This is a genomic window from Caulobacter sp. Root655, from assembly GCF_001427665.1.
In the GTDB taxonomy this organism is placed as follows: Bacteria; Pseudomonadota; Alphaproteobacteria; order Caulobacterales; family Caulobacteraceae; genus Caulobacter.
This window is the reverse complement of sequence record NZ_LMHC01000022.1, coordinates 174,651-192,738: the sequence shown is the minus strand read 5'-3', so window position 1 is coordinate 192,738 and position 18,088 is coordinate 174,651. Positions and strand designations below refer to the sequence as shown.

Below are 18,088 nucleotides of genomic sequence, written 5' to 3'. Positions count from 1 at the left end.
CCTTCGGGGCGGCGTTTTTTTACCGGGAAGGCCGCGTGTCAGTCCGCGCCGCCCGGGTCTCTCGCGTGCGCCTCGTCCAGGTTCGATGGCGAGAGCGTGAAGCTGAAGGTTCGGGGAGCAAGGGGATGCGATACTTGGCGTGCGCGCGCGGTCAGGCTCCAGGTGTCGTCGCCGTCCAGGCCGACCTGAACGGCGTTAACCAGCAGGGTGACATGATGGCGTGGCTGGATGTCGGACTGCGCCACTTGCCCGGAGCCCGGCGCTGGATCCTCGTAGGGCAAGGCCAGCACGTTCATCGACAGCGGCACCGCGCCGATTATCCTGACGCCACCTTCATCAATCGCTGGCGGCGGACGGTGGACAGTCTTACCTAGGCCATCACGGCCAAGAGCGGCTCGGCGTCCGAAGCGGCGTTCGCCCACTACTATCTCAAGCGGAGTTCGTGGTCCGCAAAATAGAGTGGGACCTCTCAATCTCAGCGTTGGAACGTCTGGAGTTAGAAACGATCCCAAGATCCGCATCTGGCGCAGAGAGGTACGGCGGTCTCACCCCTGGCCGCCAGGACGGCTTTTGCAGAATGTAGCCCCGTTCTTGAACGAACGGGTCTAGGTGGGTGCCCCACCTGCGAGAGACTCCCATGCCCGCCTTCACCATCGTCACCACCAGCGCGACCCACGGCAGCGATGCGGTGGAGGTGAGCACACTGAGCGACGATTTCACCAACGACAGCGAAGCCCTAGGCTATTCGCGCCGCATGGCCGAAGAAATGGTGGGCATGGCCCACCAGCTGTCACTCGACTTCGACTTTAGCACCGTCGGCCTCTACAATGGCGACCTGATCGACGAGGACATTGATCCGTCCCACACCGCTTTCCTGGGCGCCTGGGTCTTGGACGAAGAGGGCGCATCCTTCGTCGGAGCCGATGAATTGCGCGAGGGCGAAACCGGGCCCGAAGCCACCTGACGCCAGGCAACTGACGGTCGACCTCGCGGGGCAGCGCCTCAATAAAGCGTGCGCCGGTGCCGCCCAAACCCTTCAACCGTCGACCGGCCCTGCGCCAGCTTTCGAGTACCTCCTGGCCAGGCGTGCGGCCATTCCACTGCCGGCTGCGCGGCGTCTAGACGTCCGGTATCTGGAGGGGTGTGAGAGTCCGTTCCTGGCGCATCGCCGAACCCGGCCAAGTCAGAAAGCTGGGCACGACAAGGCCGACCCCTTGCCCAAGCGCGTGGGCGCAAAGCACGGTACAGCCAAGGGGCCATCCTGGCGCAGATAGGCTTTTGTCGAGCAGCCCCCAGGATGACCCCGTGCGGCCGAGCAAGTCCACGGCGCGGACCTCATGTGGGATACCCACCGCGCTGCGCCAAAGGCGCTGAACCGTCGGTCTCTCGAGCGCGCCATCGCCATGGCGATGGCCACGACGATCGACAACAGACTGACGAGACGGCGATCGCCGCACCCTTCAGGACGATTCAGAGCGCATGGGCGTCCTCGCGTCCGGCTCAGTGTTCAAGTTCGTCATGGTCATTCTCCTGCTGTTTAAGCGCTCAGCCGTTCAGGGTGCGTCCGCCGTCGACGATGATTTCAGCGCCTACGGTCCAGGCGGATTCATCGGAGGCGAGATACAGCACCGCCTTGGCCACTTCCTCGGGCGAGCCAAAGCGGCCGAGCGGAATGCTGGCGGCGATCGCCTGGGTCGCCTGGTCGCGATAGGCGTCCGGGATGCCGAGCTTGTCGTACAGCGGTGTTTCGACCGGTCCGGGGCTGACGGCGTTGAAGCGAACGCCGCGCCCGATCAGCTCGCTCGAGAGCGTCCTCGACAGGCTCAGGAACGCCGCCTTGGTCGCGGCGTAGACCGAGGAGTTCGTCATGCCGACATGGGCGTTGATCGACGTGTTCAGGACCACGGACGCCGGATTGGCGAAGACCGGCAAGAGTGATTGGATCAGGAAGTAGGGGCCCTTGACGTTGATCGCGAAGGACCGGTCATAGGCCTCCTCGGTCCACGCCTCGATGGGCTGCCACACGGACACGCCGGCGTTGATGAAAGCGACGTCGAGTTGGCCATACTCAGTAGCCACGGCCGCGGCCAGGTCTCGTTGCGCTTCGATGCTTGCGGAATCGGCGGCGAGCACGGTGACGTCCGAGCCCAATTCCGCCCGGGCGCTGGCCAGGCTGTCGGGGTTCACGCCCGTGATGATGACGCGGGCGCCCTCGGCGAGGAAGCTCTTGGCGGTGGCGAGTCCGATCCCACTCGTGCCGCCGGTGATGAGGGTGCGTTTGCCGGAGAGGCGAGACATGGGGCGATCCTTGAAAACTTCAGGCGACTGCGGTCGACCTCGATGTTTCCAAGATGCACTCATGCCCTAAACAAGATAAGTTCGGCAAATTGCATATGTTTCATACGCCATTCGCATGATTGGATAGGATGGACCGTCTACTCTCCATGGAGTGCTTCGTCAGGACGGTGGAGACGGGCGGCTTCTCGTCCGCCGCGCGGGACTTGGGCCTCAGCCAACCCAACGTGAGCCGCTATGTGGCGGCCCTAGAGGCCCACCTTCAGCAGCGGCTCTTGCAGCGATCCACCCGGAAGCTGCACCTGACGCCCGAAGGCGAGCGCTATTACGTCGAAGCCCGACGCATTCTCGACGCCGTGAGCGAGGCCGAGTCGGCGCTGAAAAGCGACGTCAGTCCGTCCGGGTTGCTGCGCGTCGCCTGTCCCACGGCCTTCGCGCATGAGTTTCTGATGCCGCAGGTCCCCGAGTTTCTGAAGACGTACCCGGACCTCGATCTCGATCTGCAGATTTCCGATCGCTTCGTGAATCTCATCGACGACGGCGTGGAACTGGCGCTGCGGATCGGACACCTCAGCGACAGCGCCTTGCGCGCGCGGCGTGTCGGTCTCTTCACGCGCATCTGCGTCGCGGAGACGGGTTATCTGAACGCGCGCGGGACGCCGCAAACCCCGCAAGATCTGAAACACCATGACTGCATCGTCTATTCGCTGCTTTCGACAGGGGCGACCTGGCGCTTCGCCGATGTCGAGGTCGCGGTGTCCGGCCGCATTCGTGTGAGCGCTCCGCAAGCGGCGCGGGAAGCCGCCCTTGCCGGTTTGGGAGTCGCCCTTGGCCCGCATTGGTTGTTTGAAGACGGACTGAAGACCGGTCGCCTGAAGCGGATCCTCACGGGATACGAAGCAGCCCCCGTCCCGATCCACATCCTCTATGTGGCCAGCCGCCTTCTTCCACGTCGAGCAGCCGTGTTCATGGACTTCATGGCCGCGGCGTTTTCCAAGGTCGAGACCCTTAATGTGCGCCCTTCGCCTTCCGTCAGAAGTGACGACGGGAGCTGAACGCCCACGCTGCAATCGCCGGACGGGCAGAGAGGGCGGCGTCGCCCACTCACCGTCTCATTCTACTTCCGGAGACACGGCGCTTGCCGGCCCGCCGCCAAGACCGGTCTTCAGCCATGTTGTGTCCCGGCCCGGCGGCGCTCCGAATAGACGCTTGTGCGCGGGCGGCACGACGCCTGTTTGGCCCGGAAACGGCGTTGGCCCTGGCGAGGCGCCTCAGCGCGGCCGCTGGGACCAAGTGCAGATTCTTCTCGTTGAGGCGAGGCTGTCGCCCGACTAGCGCGGCTTGACGCGCGTCAAGCCAGCCCTGGCTCTCTCGGCGTCCCGTCCCGGCGGAGCGCCGAACAGACGCTTGTACTCGCGACTGAACTGAGAAGCGCTCTCATAGCCGACCGCGAACCCCGCCTCGGCCGCGCCTGCTTGGCCGGCGATCATGCGCCGGCGGGCCTCGTGGAGCCGGATATACTTCTGGTATTGAAGCGGGCTCACGGCGGCGACGGCTTTGAAGCGATCGTAGAAGACCGACACGCTCATGCCCGTCAGCGCGGCGACCGCCCTAAAATTGAGGCGCTCGGTGTGGTGGTCTCGGATCCAGGTCATGGCCTTTCGGATGTGCGAAAGGCGCGAGTCGGCTCCGGCGATCTGACGCAGCAGCGCGCCATGCGGCCCCATCAGCAGCCGAAATATGAGCTCGTGCTCCAGGGGCGGGGCCAGCACCGCGATCTCGGCTGGTCGATCAAGCAACTCCAGGAGTCTTCGCCAGGCGCCCAAGAGAGATGGGCTCGCTGTGCTGACGCCATATCCCGACTCGATCGGCAGTTCAGGGATCGCAGCCACTTCGAGCACGAGGTTCGAGAGCAAAGTCGGGTCCAGGAACAGGCCGATCGCCAGGAACGGTCGCCCCTCCGACGCCTCGCAGATCTGCCCCAGCGCAGCGATTTCGGCCGCGACGATCATGCTCTGTCCCGGACCGTATTCGAACATCTGGTCGCCGATGAACATGCGCTGGACCCCCTGGATCACCAGGGAGGCCGCAGGCTCGTAGATCAGCGGGTCGATCTCCGTCGTGTGATCGAGCGTGTAGGCGAACAGTCTTGGCAGTTGCGGGTTCTGTCGCCCGGCGTGACGCAGCGCCATGGCGCGGATTTCGTCGAGTTCGCTCATCATGACATCTGGCTTCGCTTGCCCATTATTATCGGTCATTCCGGAAAATCAGGCAATCGTTGCGGAAGATCTGGCATCGTGGCGACGCGGGCCGAGGCTCACAGTCCGGCTCAGGACAGAGGCCATTCAGGCCTCCACATTTTTCTGAGAGCGATCGCCATGCCCACGCCCCTCGAGACCGTATCGGCCTTTTGCGCCGCGTTCGTCGAAGATGGCGGACGACCGGCCGTTCGGCGCTGGTTCACGCCCAAGACGCGTTGGATCAACGAAGGCGTTTCAGTCACCACCGGCGCCGAAGAAGCCATCGCCATGATCGATGAACTGGAGACCTCGATGGGCATCTCCACGGTCCATATCGACATGCTCGCGATCGCCGCTGACGGACCTCGCATTCTCACCGAAAGGCTCGATCGGTTCGAGCGCGCCGACGGCAGCGAAATCGGACGCGTGATGATCATGGGCATCTACGAGATCGAAGGCGACAAGATCGTCGAGTGGCGGGACTATTTCGACGTCAACGCCATCCAGAAGTTCGCCGCCGGCTAGGACGCCGTCTCGCAGGCGCCGCGCCAGGCGCTGAAATCCTTGTCCGCCCCGGCGCGGCGCGCGCCTGCGGGCGTCAAATCTTCCGCATCGAGAAAAGGAGGCTCTTCAGATGAAGCACCTGCTCATGACCCTAGCCGCCATGATGTTTTCCACGGTCGCCTGGTCTCGACCGCTCGACCGCTCGACCTAACGATCAAGGCAGGGGACGGTAAAATGCCAACGCCAATCGAGACCGTCACCGCATTCTCCGCGGCTTTCCCTGAGGACGATGGCAAGGTCGCCATTCGCCGCTGGTTCACACCCAAGACAGTTTGGGTCAACGAGGGCGTTTCGAGCGCCACGGGAATCGAAGAAGCGATCGCGTTCCTGGAGCGGCCTAACCGATCTCAAGCCATCGCGGCGGTCCATTTCGACATTCTCGCCATTGCGGCGGACGGCAATCGCGTGCTGACCGAGCGACTGGACCGCTTCGTCCGCGCCGATGGCAGCGAGATCGCCGCAGCCCGCGTGATGGTCAGACGCAGGCGGCTCTCCTCATGAAGCGTGATGTTCAAAGGGAAGCGTTTGCGCTCGGCCATGTTGAGTCTCCAGCTGTTGTGCGCACATCCTGCGCACGTCATTATTGGCGAAACATCAACGGCTTAGCCGAAAATCTCGAAATGTGCGCATAACACGCGCATACGATGGCAAATCGAATTCATAAGTTATTTCAATGGTTTATATCAAAACCGCAGGTGTGCGTAATGTGTGCCACCCCAAAGGGGTGTTTTTCCATGGCGCCCTTCGGGCCTTTGATCGCCAGTTTTTGGGTTGTTGCGGGCACCGCTGGCGGCTGTGATTGCTGCATCGTCGAGGGGCCGTCACGGCCAGGAGTGACGGACAATATGGCGCCAATGTCGGAGCCTCGTCGTGCCAAAGGGGGCTCTGCAGGCGCCTACGCCACGTCTGTGGGTGAGGTGGTGCGGGCGGCCGGAATCGAACCGGCATAGCCTTGCGGCTGACGGATTTTCGTACCACTTCGGCTTTCGCCGCCGTCCCGATGCTCGGGTCGTTCGTGGTCTGGACTATCCCTTCACCGTGCTCCGAAGGTCGGAGGTTAGGTGCTGCCCGTCTAGTCTCTACACCTTCCCCCAGAGGGGGCTTGGCTCGGGATCGCCATCTGACAGGGTTCCCCGAATTTGAGCAGTTCTACGTCCCGGATTTCCCCGAGCGCACTCAATCCTGTGGCTTAAGTCCGTTGCGTCTACCAGTTCCGCCACGCCCGCCTAAACCGAGCCGAGCTATAGTCGGCTAGGTCTTGGCCGTCGAGACTTTCGAACGAGCCCGTGACAGGCCCGGGCGCACCGCGGCGTTGGCCGAGCGGTCGGGCGAGGCGCGGGTCTTGCGGACATTGATCGCCGAGGCGTCGATCCGGTTCTTGATGTGCGAGGCGTAATAGGTCTCGATCATCTCGACGCTGGTGCGGCAGTTCTTGGCGACCTGGTAGATGTCGGCGCCTTCCATCAGGCGCATGCAGATGTAGGTGTGGCGCAGGCTGTAGGTCGTGCGCCTCTGCCCCTCGCGGTCCACCTTCAGGTCCAGCTCTTCGAGGATGGTGTTGAACAACTGTCGGGGGAGGGCCGGGAACAGCCGGTCCCTCGGGCCTCCGTTAGCGCGTGCCTGGAGGCGGCCAAACGGCATGACCGCGCCGGGCATGCTCTTGCACCAGCCGACCCCGCGCTTGCCGCGTACGGCGATCTCAAGGATGCGCTGGCCGGTGGCCTCGTCGGTCGCCACGGTGACGTCGCGATATTCCAGGCCCAGAGCCTCGTCTGGCCGCAGGCCGGTGTTGACCATGAAGAGCACGAAGTCGTGGAGCGTTTCGCTGGCGTCGCGCCAGCGCTCCGCCGTGGGGTGCTTGGCGCGCTCGCGGGTCGCGGCGTAGAGCTGCTTGTACTCGTCGGGCGAGAACCAGGCCCGGTGCGAGATTTTGCTCGCCGCCCTGAAGGGCGGCGAGAGGTCGGGCAGTTGCTCCAGCCAGCGATGACGATGGGCGGTCTTCAGGACCTGACGCAGGCAGACGATCTCTTGGTGCAGGGTGCTGCGGGCCGGCGGCTTGCCGTTACGGCCGGTCTTCATCCGGTGGATGCGGTAGTCCTGGACCATGCCGGCGGTGATCTCACTCACCACGGCCCTTCCGAAGAACGGGTTGAGGTGGTTGTTGATGCGCTGGCGATGGCCTTCGACATAGATCGGGCTGCGCTCGCCCTGGGTGATGATCGCGAACTCGTCGATGAAGCGGTCGGCGGCCTGGGCGAAAGTCTTGCCGGGCTTGAGTTCGCCAGAGCGCAGTTTGCCCAGCAGGCCCAGATACCAGTCGCTGGCCACGTCCTTGGCCCGCGCCAGGCTCTCCTCGCGGGTGGTGGCGCGCCTTTGCTGGCCGGCGACCGTGCAGGCGCACTGCCAATGAGGACTGCCAGGCCGTTTATAGACCTGCACCTTGCCGTCCATGAGTCCGTGTCGCGCCGTCACCGCCCCGCCTTCCGCTCGCCAGGGCGCGAAATCTGCCAGCCAAAGATTAGCGGCTGACTTCCGGTTGCGGTTAGCCATCCGTTGACTGGCGATCCTCCGCGGCGCCGCTAGCGCGGCGCGGAAACCGGGGCTGGCGGCAAGCACCGTGGAGAGGCGATGGCTGCGCTCCGTGCGGAGCGCGGACGCCACCGGGCTGGACCGTTCGGTCCATCCCTTCGCCAATGGTCGCGTCGGCCGGTTCCGGCCTTTGGCGACCATTCGGTCAAACGGGCGGCGCGCTGGCCTTTTGACGGGAGGGCGGGGTCTTGCGGACGTTGATCGCCGAAGCGTCGATCACGTTCTTGATGTGCGAGGCGTAGTAGGTCTCGATCATCTCGACGCTCGTTCGGCAGTTCTTGGCGACCTGGTAGATGTCGGCGCCGTTCATAAGACGGGTGCTGATGTAGGTGTGGCGCAGGCTGTAGGCGGTTCGGCGCTGCCCCTCGCGATCGACCTTCATGTTCAGTTCGTCCAGGACTGTGTTGAACAACTCGTTCTGAAGCGAGGGGAACAGCCTGTCCAAGGGGGCGCCGGCGTTGCGGCTCTTCAGCCGCCTGAACGGCGCCACGGCCTCGGGCATGCTTTTGCACCAGCCGACGCCGCGCTTTCCCCGCACGGCGATCTCAAGCAAGCGCTCGCCGGTGGCCTCATCGACGACGATGGCCACGTCGCGATACTCCAGGCGGAGGGCCTCGTCGGGACGGAGCCCGGTGTTGACCATGAACAGCACGCAGTCGCGGAGATTCTCGGTGGCGGTTCGCCACTGTTCCTTGAGCGGGTTCCTGGCTCGCTCGCGCAGGGCCGCGTCGAACGTCCTCCATTCCTCAGGCGAGAACCAGGCCCGGTGCGAGACCTTGCCCGACCGCCCATAGGGTGCGGAAAGGTCGGGCAGATGGTCGAGCCACTTGTGGCGGATGGCGGTCTTGAGCACCTGGCGCAGGCAGACGATCTCTTGGTGCATCGTGCTGCGGGCCGGAGGCTTGCCGCGACGTCCGTTGCTCATGCGGTGGATGCGGTAGTCGGCGATCATCCCGGCGCCGATGTCGTCCACCGCCGTGGCCCCGAAGAACGGCACCAGGTGGTTGGCCAGGCGCCGCCGGTGACCGTGAACATAGATCGCGTTGCGCTGGCCCTGGGTGATGGCCTCGAACTCGATCATGAAGCGTCGCGCAGCTTCCCGGAACGTCCTGACGGGCGGGCCAGATACTGCGATGGCCCTGGGGGCCGAGGTCGGCTTTGCCGGCTTTGACGCCTTGTCGGATCTGACATTCGGCGCGGGGCGATCGGCGCTGATCAGCGCCAGATACCATTCTCGGGCGAAGACGGCGGCGCGGCTGAGGCTGTCCTCGCGAGTATTTGCGCGCTGTTGGCGGCCGTTGATCGAGCAGGCGCACTGCCAGTTGGGGCTGCCCGTTCGCTGATAGAGCTGCACCTTGCCGTCCATCAGCTGATGGCGAATTTCCCTTTCATTTTGTAGGGTCTTCGCCGTTTTTTGGGCGTTTGTGCTAACAGTGTGCTTGCTGGAAGCAGATGCGTCGGACTTGTTTTTGTTGATATTATTGAAGGTTTTGGTGGCTGATTTGGAGCGCATAGGATTTTAAGTCCGTTGCGTCTACCAGTTTCGCCACGCCCGCACAGACCTTGCCCGTATAGGGCGGGGGGCGGGCTCGCCAAGGGGACGATCGTGGAGCTTGGCCGCTCGACGCCCGCCGGGCGCGTGCTAGCGTCGGCATGCGGAATCATCGGTGGGGTTGGGGATCGTGACCATGCGGCGTGAATTGACGGCTCTGACCTTCGTGGCGGCGGCTCTGGCCGGGTCTCTCGCGCCCGGTACGGTTTGGGCGGCCGAGGTCGAGGTGGTGCGGGCGGCGCGGCTGCTCGACGTGGCCGCCGGCCGCTATGTCGACAATCCGCAGGTGATCGTCACCGACGGTCGGATCACCGCGGTGGGCAAGGCGGGCGATCCGACGCCGGCCGGGGCCAAACTGGTCGAGCTGCCGGGCGCGACCCTGCTGCCGGGCCTGATCGACATGCACGTGCACCTCGACAGCTCGCCGCTGTTCGGCGGCTATGACGGCCTGCAGTACAGCGACGCGTTCTGGACGGTGCTGCAGACCAAGCATGCCGCCGACACCCTGAACGCCGGCTTCACCACCGTGCGCAACGTCGGCTCGGACCGGTTCAACGACGTGGGCCTGCGCGAGGCGATCGACCAGGGTTTCGTGCCGGGGCCGCGCGTCGTGACGGCGGGCTACGCCATCGGCGCCACCGGCGGCCATTGCGACTCGACCTACTTCCCGCCGTCCATGGCCCAGAAGGGCCCCTATGTGGCCGACGGCCCCGAGGAGGGTCGCAAGCAGGTGCGGGCGGTGCGCAAGTACGGCGCCCAGGTGATCAAGATCTGCGCCACGGGCGGGGTGTTCTCGCGCAACACCGAGCCGGGCCAGCAGCAGCTGTCGCTGGCCGAGATGACCGCCATCGTCGAGGAGGCCCACATGTGGGGCCTGAAGGTCGCCGCCCACGCCCACGGGGCGGCCGGGATCCGCGACGCGGTGCGGGCCGGGGTCGACACCATCGAGCACGCCAGCCTGGTCGACGACGAAGGGATCAAGCTGGCCGCCCAGAAGGGCGCCTATTTCTCGATGGACATCTACAACACCGACTACACCCAGGCCGAGGGCAAGAAGAACGGCGTGCTGGAGGACAACCTGCGCAAGGACCGCGAGATCGGCGACATCCAGCGCGAGAACTTCCGCAAGGCGCTCAAGGCCGGGGTGAAGATGGTCTACGGCACCGACGCCGGCATCTATCCGCACGGCGACAACGCCCGGCAGTTCGCGGTGATGGTGCGCTATGGCGCCACCCCGCTGCAGGCCATCCAGGCGGCGACGATCACCGCCGCCCAGGCCCTGGGCCGGGAGAAGGACGTGGGCCAGGTGGCCGTGGGCCGCTACGGCGACCTGATCGCGGTGGCGGGCGACCCGCTGGCCGACGTGACGACGCTGGAAAAGCCGGTCTTCGTGATGAAGGGCGGCGCGGTTGTGAAGCGGCCCTGACATGTCCGGCCTGCTTCAGAATGACGCGCCGGGATTAACGCCGCCATCGCGCGGAGGTGGTAGGTCGGGAGGGAAGGTTTTCTTCCGGAGACGCCGTCGCCCATGAGCCGGAGTTCAGCTCACCACGCCTTTCGACGGACCATGACCCTGATCGCCGGCGGCAACCCGCTGCCGCTGGTGCTCGAGGCGATCGTCCAGGCGGTCGAGGCCGAGGACCCGCGCATCCTGTGCAGCATCCTGCTGCTGGACGACACCGGCCGGCATCTGATGCTGGGCGCGGCGCCCAGCCTGCCCGACGACTACAACCAGGCCATCCACGGTGTCGCCATCAGCCCCACCGCCGGCTCCTGCGGCACGGCGGCGGCGCTCGACCAGCGGATCATCGTCGAGGACATCCAGACCGACCCGCTGTGGGTCGACTACAAGCACCTGGCCGCCGCCGCCGACCTCGCCGCCTGCTGGTCGCAGCCGATCCGCGCGGCGAGCGGCGAGGTGCTGGGCACCTTCGCCATCTATCACCGCACGATCGCCGCCCCGAACGACGACGACATCGCCTTCATCGAGGCGGCCGCCGACCTGGCGGCGATCGCCATCGACCGCCGTCGGGCCGAGGACAGCCTGGCCTGCAGCGAGGCCCGGGCCCGCCAGGCCGCCGAGGCGGCGGGGGAGACGGCGCGCAACCTGACGACCTTCTTCGACGTCTCGCTGGACATGCTGTGCATCCGCGACCTGGAGGGCCGGTTCGTCAAGCTGAGCCGGGCCTGGGAAAGCGCCCTGGGCTACCCGATCGAGACGCTGGAGGGCGCGCCCCTGCTGCCCCTGATCCATCCCGACGACGTGGCCGAAACCCGGGAACACATGACGCGGGCCAGCGGGGCCGGCGAGGTGTTCGGCTTCATCAACCGCTATCGCCATCGCGACGGCCACTATCGCCAGCTGGAATGGCGGGCGCGGCGCTCCGGCGACCTGGTGTTCGCCGTGGCCCGCGACGTCACCGAGCGGCTGCGCGAAGAGGCCGAGATGGAAGCGGCCAAGGTGGCCGCCGAGGCCGCCAACCGCGCCAAGAGCGACTTCCTGGCCAATATGAGCCACGAGATCCGCACCCCGCTGAACGGGGTGATCGGCGTCGTCGCCGCGCTCGGCCAGACCGAGCTGACCGCCGCCCAGCGCGAGATGGTCGATCTGATCCAGAGCTCCGGCGCGACCCTGGAGCGGCTGGTGTCCGACATCCTCGACGTCTCGAAGATCGAGGCGGGTCACCTGACCATCGAGGAGCGGGCCTTTGATCTCGACGCTGAGTTGGGCGGCCTGCTGGACATCACCCGGATGCGGGCCGAGGAGAAGGGGCTGGCGTTCCGCGTCGAACACGGCGCCCACGCCCGGGGCCTGTTCCGAGGCGACGGCATCCGTATCAGGCAGGTGTTGGGCAACCTGCTGTCCAACGCCTTGAAGTTCACCGCCCAGGGCCAGATCGTCGCGCGGATCGAGGTCGCCGACCCGGCGGAAGCCGGTGAGGCCACGTGGCTGACGCTGGAGGTCGCCGACACCGGCGTGGGCTTCGATCCCGACTTCGCGGCCGTGCTGTTCCAGCGCTTCAGCCAGGCCGACACCACCATCACCCGGCGGTTCGGCGGCACGGGGCTGGGGCTGTCGATCAGCAAGACCCTGGTCGAGATGATGGGCGGCCAGATCGTCGCCGAATCCGAGCCCGGGCGCGGCAGCCTGTTCCGGGTGACCATCCCGCTGACGCGGACCCCGAGCCTGGCCGGCCTCGACGCGCCCGCCGCGGCGGCTCCGATCGCGCCCGGCGCGTTCCTGGACGGCGGGCGCGGCGCGCTGCGCGTGCTGCTGGCCGAGGACCATCCGATCAACCAGAAGGTCGTGCAATTGATCCTCGGCCCCTACGGCGCCGAGGTCACCGTGGTGGAGAACGGCGTCCTGGCCGTCGAGGCCTTCAAGGCGTCGTCGTTCGACCTGGTGCTGATGGACATGCAGATGCCGGTGATGGACGGCCTGGCCGCCACCCGCGCCATCCGTGTCCACGAACGCGACCTGGCGGTCGCCGAGCGCACCCCGATCGTCATGCTCAGCGCCAACGCCATGGACCATCACCGGCACGACGCCCTGGCCGCTGGGGCCGACCTGCACGTCGCCAAGCCGGTCACCGCCGTCGCCTTGCTGGCGGGCATCGGCCAGGCCCTGGACGCGGAGCGGCGGCGGGCGGGGTGAGGGGACCTCAAGGTCCTGTCATCCCGGACAAGCGCGCAGCGCGCCGATCCGGGACCGCCAGAAGCGCGGCGCTCAGGCGTCGGTCCCGGGTCTTCGCTTCGCTACGCCCGGGATGACAGCGGTGGTTTGGTGGGCCCATCAACCGGTTTGGCTTCACCTTTCGCGCCACAACGCCTAAATCGTGCGGCTCCCGGCCTTCGTGCCGATCCGCTTCAGGCCGCGACCCGTGATCACCTTCCAAGACGTCTCCAAGACCTATGCCGGCGGCGGCCGCGCCGCCCTGACGGGCGTCAGCCTGTCGGTCGCGCCCGGCGAGGTGTTCGGGGTGATCGGGGCCTCGGGGGCGGGCAAGTCGACGCTGATCCGGCTGATCAACGGCCTGGAGAAGCCCTCGGGCGGCCAGGTGGTGGTCGACGGCGACGACGTGGCGACCTTGGGCGTCGAGGGCCTGCGGGCCCTGCGCCGCCGGGTCGGGATGATCTTCCAGCACTTCAACCTGCTGTCGTCCAAGACCGTGGCCGGCAATGTCGCCTTTCCGCTGCGACTGGCCGGTGTTCCCGACGCCGAGGTCAGGACGCGCACCGCCGAGTTGCTGGCCCGCGTCGGCCTGTCGGACTTCGCCGCCAAGTATCCGGCCCAGCTGTCGGGCGGCCAGAAGCAGCGGGTGGGCGTCGCCCGGGCCCTGGCCACCGGGCCCAAGGTGCTGCTGTGCGACGAGGCGACCAGCGCGCTGGACCCCGAGACCACCGAACAGATCCTGGAACTGGTCTCAAACCTCAACCGCGAACTGGGCCTGACCATCGTGCTGATCACCCACGAGATGGACGTCGTGCGCCGGGTCTGCGACCGGGTGGCGGTGCTCGAGGGCGGGGCGGTGGTCGAGAGCGGTCCGGTCGAGGAGGTGTTCCTGCACCCGGCCAGCGCCACGGCCCGCCGGTTCGTGATGGAGGCTGACGGCGTCCCGGCCGACGGCGCCATGGTCGGCGGCCGCGTGGTGCGGCTGACCTTCCGCGGCGAAGCGACCTACAAGCCGATCCTGGGCCTGGTGGCCCGCGAGACCGGCGTCGACTATTCGATCCTCGGCGGCCGCATCCACCGGCTGCGCGAAACCCCCTACGGCCAGCTGACCCTGGCCCTGACCGGCGGCGACGTCGAGGCGGCGATCAAGCGGTTCCAGGCCGACGGTGTCCGGGTGGACATGGTCACGGAGACGGGCCGATGAGCGCCTTCATGGAAAACATAGACTTGGCCGAGATCGGCCAGGCGACCGTCGACACCCTGGCGATGCTGGGCGGCTCGATGGTGTTGACGGTGATCCTGGGCCTGCCGCTGGGGGTGATCCTGTTCCTGACCGGCAAGGGCCAGATGCTGCAGAGTCGCGCGGCCAACGGCGTGCTGTCGCTGGTCATCAACATCCTGCGCTCGGTGCCGTTCGTCATCCTGCTGATCGTCATGATCCCGCTGACCGTCGCCCTGGTCGGCACCTCGCTGGGCGTGGCCGGAGCGATCCCGCCGCTGGTGGCCGGGGCCGCGCCGTTCTTCGCCCGCCTGGTCGAGACCGCCCTGCGCGAAGTGGACAAGGGCGTCATCGAGGCCAGCTTCGCCATGGGCGCCAAGCGTCGGCAGGTGGTGCTGGGCGCGCTGCTGCCCGAGGCCATGCCGGGGCTGATCGCCGCGGCGACGGTCACCGCCATCGCCCTGGTGTCCTACACCGCCATGGCCGGGGTGGTCGGGGCAGGGGGGCTGGGAGATCTGGCCATCCGCTTCGGCTACCAGCGCTTCCAGACCGACGTGATGGTGGTCACCGTGGTGTTGCTGCTGGTGCTGGTCCAGGCGCTGCAGATGGTTGGGGATACGGTGGTGAGACGGGTTTCGCATCGGTAGGCGCGGTGCGTCCTTCGAGGCCCGCTTCGCGGGCGCCTCAGGATGAGGAGCTTTGTTGCTGAACTCCTCATCCTGAGGTGCGAGGCGAGCCGAGCCTCGAAGGACGCACGGCGTTCCAATCCGGCCGTTCGGCCGCTAGAACGCCCCCATGACCGACGACACCCCCATCCTCTCCGCCCCGCCGCCCGAACACTGGGACGAGGCCTTCGCCCAGACCCTGGTCGGCAAGATCATGCTGGTGAACCTGACCTTCCTCTCGGCCGAGGGCGAACTGGAGGGGCGCGAGGCGTTCTATGGCGTGGTGATCACCGCCGACGCCGACGAGGGTATCTTGCTCGACCTGCTGGGCCCGCAGGACGGCGACACCACCACCCTGCCGCCCCAGACCTCGAACATCGCGCCGGCCGCGCCGGGCCTCTATCCGCTGACCGGCGGCGAGACCGTGGAGAACCCGGACTTCCTGTCGAGCTGGACGATCGCCGGGCCGGAAGAACCGGCGAACGATCCCGAATAACCCTCTCCCATGGGGAGAGGGAGGGGCCCAAGCGAAGCTTGGGAGGGTGAGGGGTTTAGACGTCAGACGGCGTGCCGGCGGGGCGCTCAGAGAAGACGGTGAGGGCGTCACCCCTCACCCTCCCACCGCTTCGCGGCGGGCCCCTCCCTCTCCCCTCCGGGAGAGGGTTATTTGCTCAAGCCTGGTCGAACGGGAACGGCAGCCGTCCGGCCTTGAAGATGATCTCCGGGTTCTCGTCATAGTCGCCCAGCTCGACGTCGGCCGAGGCGGCGAAGGCCACGACGCCTTCGCGGATCGGCGCCAGCCGCTCGGCCTTGCGGCGGGCCTCCTCGGCGTCCTTGCAGCCGACCTGCTGTTCGGCCTTCAGGCCCTTGCCGCGGCCGGCCTTGTAGGCTTGGACGATGTAGACGGTTTCTCTGGCCATCCCTCTCCAGGCGCCCTGTTTGGCGGCGAGGTCAAGGCGCGCGGAACGATGATCCCGAGATGATCCCGACGATGATCCAAGACTCTGGGCTCCGGATCAGGAAAACTGATTTCGCCAACCGCCGGGAACCGGGCAATACCCTACCCGATTAATCGCCTTAACGGAGCCGTTCATGGTCGCCCGCCGCGCCGCCCTCATCAGCCTCGCCGTCCTCGCCCTGGCCGCCTGCTCCAAGACGCCCGCGCCGAGCGCCGGCGACACCCTGACGGTGGCCGCCACGGCCGTGCCCCACGCCGAGGTGCTGGAGTTCATCAAGCCCAAGCTGGCGGCGCAAGGCCTGAAGATCGACATCAAGGTCTTCAACGACTACGTCCAGCCCAACATCCAGGTCGCCGAGAAGCGGCTAGACGTGAACTACTTCCAGACCCTGCCCTATCTGGAGACCTTCAACGCCGACAAGGGCACCAGCCTGGTCCCGATCGTTGGCGTGCATATCGAGCCGCTGGGCGCCTATTCGCGCAAGATCAAGGCGATCGGCGACCTGCCCAGTGGCGCGGTCGTGGCCATCCCCAACGAGGGCAGCAACGAGGGCCGGGCTCTGCTGCTGCTGGCCCGCAATGGGGTGATCACCCTGGGCGACCCGAACAAGGCGCTGTCGACCCTGAAGGACATCACCGCCAATCCGAAGAACCTGAAGTTCAAGGAACTGGAAGGCGCGACCCTGCCGCGCGTGCTCGATCAGGTCGACCTGGCGGTGATCAACACCAACTACGCCCTCGACGCCAAGCTGGACCCGGCCAAGGATGCTCTGCTGATCGAGGACAAGAACAGCCCCTACGTGAACTACCTGGTCGGCCGTCCGGACAATAAGGACGACCCGCGCGTCCAGAAACTGGCCAAGGCCCTGACCTCGCCGGAGGTCAAGGCGTTCATGGAGCAGAAGTACGCAGGCGCGGTGGTGCCGGCGTTCTGACGGCCGCTGTCCTTTAGGCGTCTTCGCGCCACAGGATTCCCGTCTGGGGCTCGACCCTCAGCAGCAGCGGCTGGTCCTCCGGGCTGTCGGCGTCGATCAGCGAAATGAGCTGGGGCGTCGCCTTGACTACCGCGATCGAGCGGCCGGGCGGGGTGAAGACTTCCTGCTCGGGATAGCGCGTCAGGATCAGGGCGTTCAGCCGGCGAACCTCGTCGGGGTCGATGACCTCGGCGGCGATCGCGGCCATCGACAGGCCGTGAACGTGCGCGCCGCGCGGGCCCTGTCGGCCGACGGCGATCGAGATTCGCGGATCGCGGGCGATGTTGGCGAGCTTCTGGCTATCGCGGGCGACGGCGAAGTACAGGGTCAGGCCATCGGACAGGTATCCGACCATGGTCGCCTGCGGCCAGCCGTCGGGACGCAGCGTGGCCACGCACAGCACTCGGCTCTCGGCGAGAATCTCGAGGATTCTGTCCTTGGCGGCGTCGCTTCCGGTCATGGCCGTTTCCTCGGGGCGTCGGCCGCGTGGCGGCTCGATCGTCTTCCCTGCACAACGCGCCGGCCGGCGATCGGTCGCCTGGGGACGACGGGCTGGTCTGGGGTGAAATTTCACCGTACATATCAGGGCTCACCCAGCGACGGAGCCACCCCTTGCGACAGCTTATGGCCCAGGACGACGCCCTCGCCGGGGGCGGGCGCGACCGGATGCTGGTGCTGGACGTCTGTTCGTCCTCGGGGCTGGAGGATTGGTCGCCCGATCTGCAGAAGGCCAAGGTCTATGAACGCATCCTGCTCGACCTGATCCTGGGACGGCTAGCGCCCGGCGCGCGGCTGGACGAGCAGTCGCTGGCGGCGCGCTACGACGCCGGCCTGGCCGGGGTGCGCGACGCCCTGGGGCGGCTGGCCCTGGAGGGGCTGGTGATCCGCCGGGCCCGTTCGGGCACCACGGTGGCGCCGCTCGACCTGGTGGAGCTGCGCCAGGGCTACGAGGCCCGGGCCCTGATCGAACCCCATTGCGCGGGCCTGGCCGCCAGGCACGCCAGCAAGGCCGAGGCCGACGGCATCCGCGCCGCCTTCGACGGCGGGGAAGAGGCCGCCCGGACGCGCGACCTGCCGGCCCTGGTGGCGATGGACCAGCGCTTCCACGCCGCCGTGGCCCGGGCCGGCGGCAACCTGGCCCTGGCCCGCATCCTCATCCCCCTGCAGCACAAGGCCGCCCGCTACTGGGTGTTCTCGTTCGGCGCGGCCACCGAGGCCGAACTGATCGCCGACGTCGAGCAGCACCGCGAAGTGGCCAACGTCATCGCCCGTGGCGACGTCGAGGGCGCCCGGCTGGCGATGATGCGGGTGCTCAACATCATGCCCGAAGCCACCCGGCCGATGGTCGAGGCTTAGGGT

18 protein-coding genes and 1 pseudogene are annotated in these 18,088 nt (G+C 66.8%); 11 read left to right on the top strand and 8 right to left on the bottom strand.

From position 1 onward, the window contains the following. Window positions 1-38 precede the first annotated feature (38 nt). Window positions 39-308 (bottom strand): hypothetical protein, encoded by a 270-nt coding sequence (locus tag ASD79_RS14690; protein ID WP_156400516.1) that lies wholly within the window; start codon window positions 306-308, stop codon window positions 39-41. A 329-nt stretch (window positions 309-637) separates the two neighbouring features. On the opposite strand from ASD79_RS14690, the gene ASD79_RS14685 reads away from it, so the two are divergent. Further along, window positions 638-964 carry a hypothetical protein gene (locus ASD79_RS14685; protein ID WP_056722880.1) on the top strand — a complete coding sequence of 109 codons (327 nt, stop codon included), beginning with the start codon at window positions 638-640 and terminating at the stop codon, window positions 962-964. Between the two features lie 581 nt (window positions 965-1,545). On the opposite strand, the gene ASD79_RS14680 is transcribed toward ASD79_RS14685, so the two are convergent. Next, complete coding sequence (locus ASD79_RS14680) at window positions 1,546-2,298, bottom strand: SDR family oxidoreductase (protein ID WP_056722879.1); 753 nt, start codon at window positions 2,296-2,298, stop codon at window positions 1,546-1,548. A 128-nt stretch (window positions 2,299-2,426) separates the two neighbouring features. Between ASD79_RS14680 and ASD79_RS14675 the strand changes: the two genes are divergently transcribed. Then, on the top strand, window positions 2,427-3,350 hold the full coding sequence (locus ASD79_RS14675; protein ID WP_056722878.1) for a LysR family transcriptional regulator: 924 nt from the start codon (window positions 2,427-2,429) through the stop codon (window positions 3,348-3,350). Between the two features lie 276 nt (window positions 3,351-3,626). Here ASD79_RS14675 and ASD79_RS14670 read toward each other — a convergent pair whose 3' ends face one another. Continuing rightward, a complete protein-coding gene (locus ASD79_RS14670) occupies window positions 3,627-4,514 on the bottom strand; it encodes an AraC family transcriptional regulator (protein WP_056723045.1) in 888 nt (295 codons plus the stop codon). A 78-nt stretch (window positions 4,515-4,592) separates the two neighbouring features. Here ASD79_RS14670 and ASD79_RS14665 point away from each other — a divergent pair, with 78 nt between their 5' ends. Together ASD79_RS14665 and ASD79_RS14660 are read left to right on the top strand one after the other, a co-directional pair. After that, window positions 4,593-5,060: a limonene-1,2-epoxide hydrolase gene (locus ASD79_RS14665; protein WP_200952310.1), complete on the top strand. Its 468-nt coding sequence runs from the start codon at window positions 4,593-4,595 to the stop codon at window positions 5,058-5,060. Window positions 5,061-5,273: 213 nt separating this feature from the next. Further along, window positions 5,274-5,600 (top strand): limonene-1,2-epoxide hydrolase family protein, encoded by a 327-nt coding sequence (locus ASD79_RS14660; protein WP_056722876.1) that lies wholly within the window; start codon window positions 5,274-5,276, stop codon window positions 5,598-5,600. Window positions 5,601-6,350: 750 nt separating this feature from the next. Here ASD79_RS14660 and ASD79_RS14655 read toward each other — a convergent pair. Both ASD79_RS14655 and ASD79_RS25155 read right to left on the bottom strand, forming a co-directional pair. Next, window positions 6,351-7,550 carry a site-specific integrase gene (locus tag ASD79_RS14655; protein ID WP_235524456.1) on the bottom strand — a complete coding sequence of 400 codons (1,200 nt, stop codon included), beginning with the start codon at window positions 7,548-7,550 and terminating at the stop codon, window positions 6,351-6,353. Window positions 7,551-7,833: 283 nt separating this feature from the next. Then, window positions 7,834-9,054 carry a site-specific integrase gene (locus ASD79_RS25155; protein ID WP_056722875.1) on the bottom strand — a complete coding sequence of 407 codons (1,221 nt, stop codon included), beginning with the start codon at window positions 9,052-9,054 and terminating at the stop codon, window positions 7,834-7,836. A gap of 322 nt (window positions 9,055-9,376) precedes the next feature. Here ASD79_RS25155 and ASD79_RS14645 point away from each other — a divergent pair, with 322 nt between their 5' ends. The 4 genes from ASD79_RS14645 (at window position 9,377) to ASD79_RS14630 (ending at window position 14,779) form a co-directional block, all read left to right on the top strand. Next, window positions 9,377-10,666: an amidohydrolase family protein gene (locus tag ASD79_RS14645; protein ID WP_056723043.1), complete on the top strand. Its 1,290-nt coding sequence runs from the start codon at window positions 9,377-9,379 to the stop codon at window positions 10,664-10,666. 102 nt (window positions 10,667-10,768) lie between these two features. Continuing rightward, complete coding sequence (locus tag ASD79_RS14640) at window positions 10,769-12,895, top strand: ATP-binding protein (protein WP_056722874.1); 2,127 nt, start codon at window positions 10,769-10,771, stop codon at window positions 12,893-12,895. Window positions 12,896-13,121: 226 nt separating this feature from the next. After that, window positions 13,122-14,117, top strand: coding sequence for a methionine ABC transporter ATP-binding protein (locus tag ASD79_RS14635; protein WP_056723041.1), 996 nt, complete (start codon window positions 13,122-13,124; stop codon window positions 14,115-14,117). Beyond that, complete coding sequence (locus ASD79_RS14630) at window positions 14,114-14,779, top strand: methionine ABC transporter permease (protein WP_056722873.1); 666 nt, start codon at window positions 14,114-14,116, stop codon at window positions 14,777-14,779. Before ASD79_RS14635 ends, ASD79_RS14630 begins: the two co-directional genes overlap by 4 nt. On the opposite strand, the pseudogene ASD79_RS23965 reads toward ASD79_RS14630, so the two are convergent. Then, a pseudogene (locus ASD79_RS23965) lies at window positions 14,774-14,898 on the bottom strand (hypothetical protein); the annotation flags it as partial. The gene ASD79_RS14630 and the pseudogene ASD79_RS23965 sit on opposite strands and share 6 nt — an antisense overlap. A 29-nt stretch (window positions 14,899-14,927) precedes the next feature. On the opposite strand from ASD79_RS23965, the gene ASD79_RS14625 reads away from it, so the two are divergent. Next, entirely contained in the window at window positions 14,928-15,293 is a 366-nt protein-coding gene (locus tag ASD79_RS14625; protein WP_056722872.1) for a hypothetical protein, read from the top strand. Between the two features lie 175 nt (window positions 15,294-15,468). Here ASD79_RS14625 and ASD79_RS14620 read toward each other — a convergent pair whose 3' ends face one another. Beyond that, window positions 15,469-15,717, bottom strand: a complete 249-nt coding sequence (locus ASD79_RS14620) for a hypothetical protein (RefSeq protein ID WP_056722871.1) — start codon at window positions 15,715-15,717, stop codon at window positions 15,469-15,471. Window positions 15,718-15,889: 172 nt separating this feature from the next. On the opposite strand from ASD79_RS14620, the gene ASD79_RS14615 reads away from it, so the two are divergent. Beyond that, window positions 15,890-16,690: a MetQ/NlpA family ABC transporter substrate-binding protein gene (locus tag ASD79_RS14615; protein ID WP_056722870.1), complete on the top strand. Its 801-nt coding sequence runs from the start codon at window positions 15,890-15,892 to the stop codon at window positions 16,688-16,690. 13 nt (window positions 16,691-16,703) lie between these two features. On the opposite strand, the gene ASD79_RS14610 is transcribed toward ASD79_RS14615, so the two are convergent. Then, window positions 16,704-17,189, bottom strand: a complete 486-nt coding sequence (locus ASD79_RS14610) for a pyridoxamine 5'-phosphate oxidase family protein (protein WP_056722869.1) — start codon at window positions 17,187-17,189, stop codon at window positions 16,704-16,706. A 164-nt stretch (window positions 17,190-17,353) separates the two neighbouring features. On the opposite strand from ASD79_RS14610, the gene ASD79_RS14605 reads away from it, so the two are divergent. Further along, window positions 17,354-18,085, top strand: coding sequence for a GntR family transcriptional regulator (locus ASD79_RS14605; protein ID WP_056722864.1), 732 nt, complete (start codon window positions 17,354-17,356; stop codon window positions 18,083-18,085). Window positions 18,086-18,088: the final 3 nt, after the last annotated feature.

Coding starts and splice junctions, on each gene's coding strand:
- ASD79_RS14685 (WP_056722880.1), top strand. CDS start 638: ATGCCCGCCTTCACCATCGTCACCACCAGCGCGACCCACGGCAGCGAT.
- ASD79_RS14680 (WP_056722879.1), bottom strand. CDS start 2,298: ATGTCTCGCCTCTCCGGCAAACGCACCCTCATCACCGGCGGCACGAGT.
- ASD79_RS14675 (WP_056722878.1), top strand. CDS start 2,427: ATGGACCGTCTACTCTCCATGGAGTGCTTCGTCAGGACGGTGGAGACG.
- ASD79_RS14670 (WP_056723045.1), bottom strand. CDS start 4,514: ATGAGCGAACTCGACGAAATCCGCGCCATGGCGCTGCGTCACGCCGGG.
- ASD79_RS14660 (WP_056722876.1), top strand. CDS start 5,274: ATGCCAACGCCAATCGAGACCGTCACCGCATTCTCCGCGGCTTTCCCT.
- ASD79_RS14655 (WP_235524456.1), bottom strand. CDS start 7,550: ATGGACGGCAAGGTGCAGGTCTATAAACGGCCTGGCAGTCCTCATTGG.
- ASD79_RS25155 (WP_056722875.1), bottom strand. CDS start 9,054: ATGGACGGCAAGGTGCAGCTCTATCAGCGAACGGGCAGCCCCAACTGG.
- ASD79_RS14645 (WP_056723043.1), top strand. CDS start 9,377: ATGCGGCGTGAATTGACGGCTCTGACCTTCGTGGCGGCGGCTCTGGCC.
- ASD79_RS14640 (WP_056722874.1), top strand. CDS start 10,769: ATGAGCCGGAGTTCAGCTCACCACGCCTTTCGACGGACCATGACCCTG.
- ASD79_RS14630 (WP_056722873.1), top strand. CDS start 14,114: ATGAGCGCCTTCATGGAAAACATAGACTTGGCCGAGATCGGCCAGGCG.
- ASD79_RS14625 (WP_056722872.1), top strand. CDS start 14,928: ATGACCGACGACACCCCCATCCTCTCCGCCCCGCCGCCCGAACACTGG.
- ASD79_RS14620 (WP_056722871.1), bottom strand. CDS start 15,717: ATGGCCAGAGAAACCGTCTACATCGTCCAAGCCTACAAGGCCGGCCGC.
- ASD79_RS14615 (WP_056722870.1), top strand. CDS start 15,890: ATGGTCGCCCGCCGCGCCGCCCTCATCAGCCTCGCCGTCCTCGCCCTG.
- ASD79_RS14610 (WP_056722869.1), bottom strand. CDS start 17,189: ATGACCGGAAGCGACGCCGCCAAGGACAGAATCCTCGAGATTCTCGCC.
- ASD79_RS14605 (WP_056722864.1), top strand. CDS start 17,354: ATGGCCCAGGACGACGCCCTCGCCGGGGGCGGGCGCGACCGGATGCTG.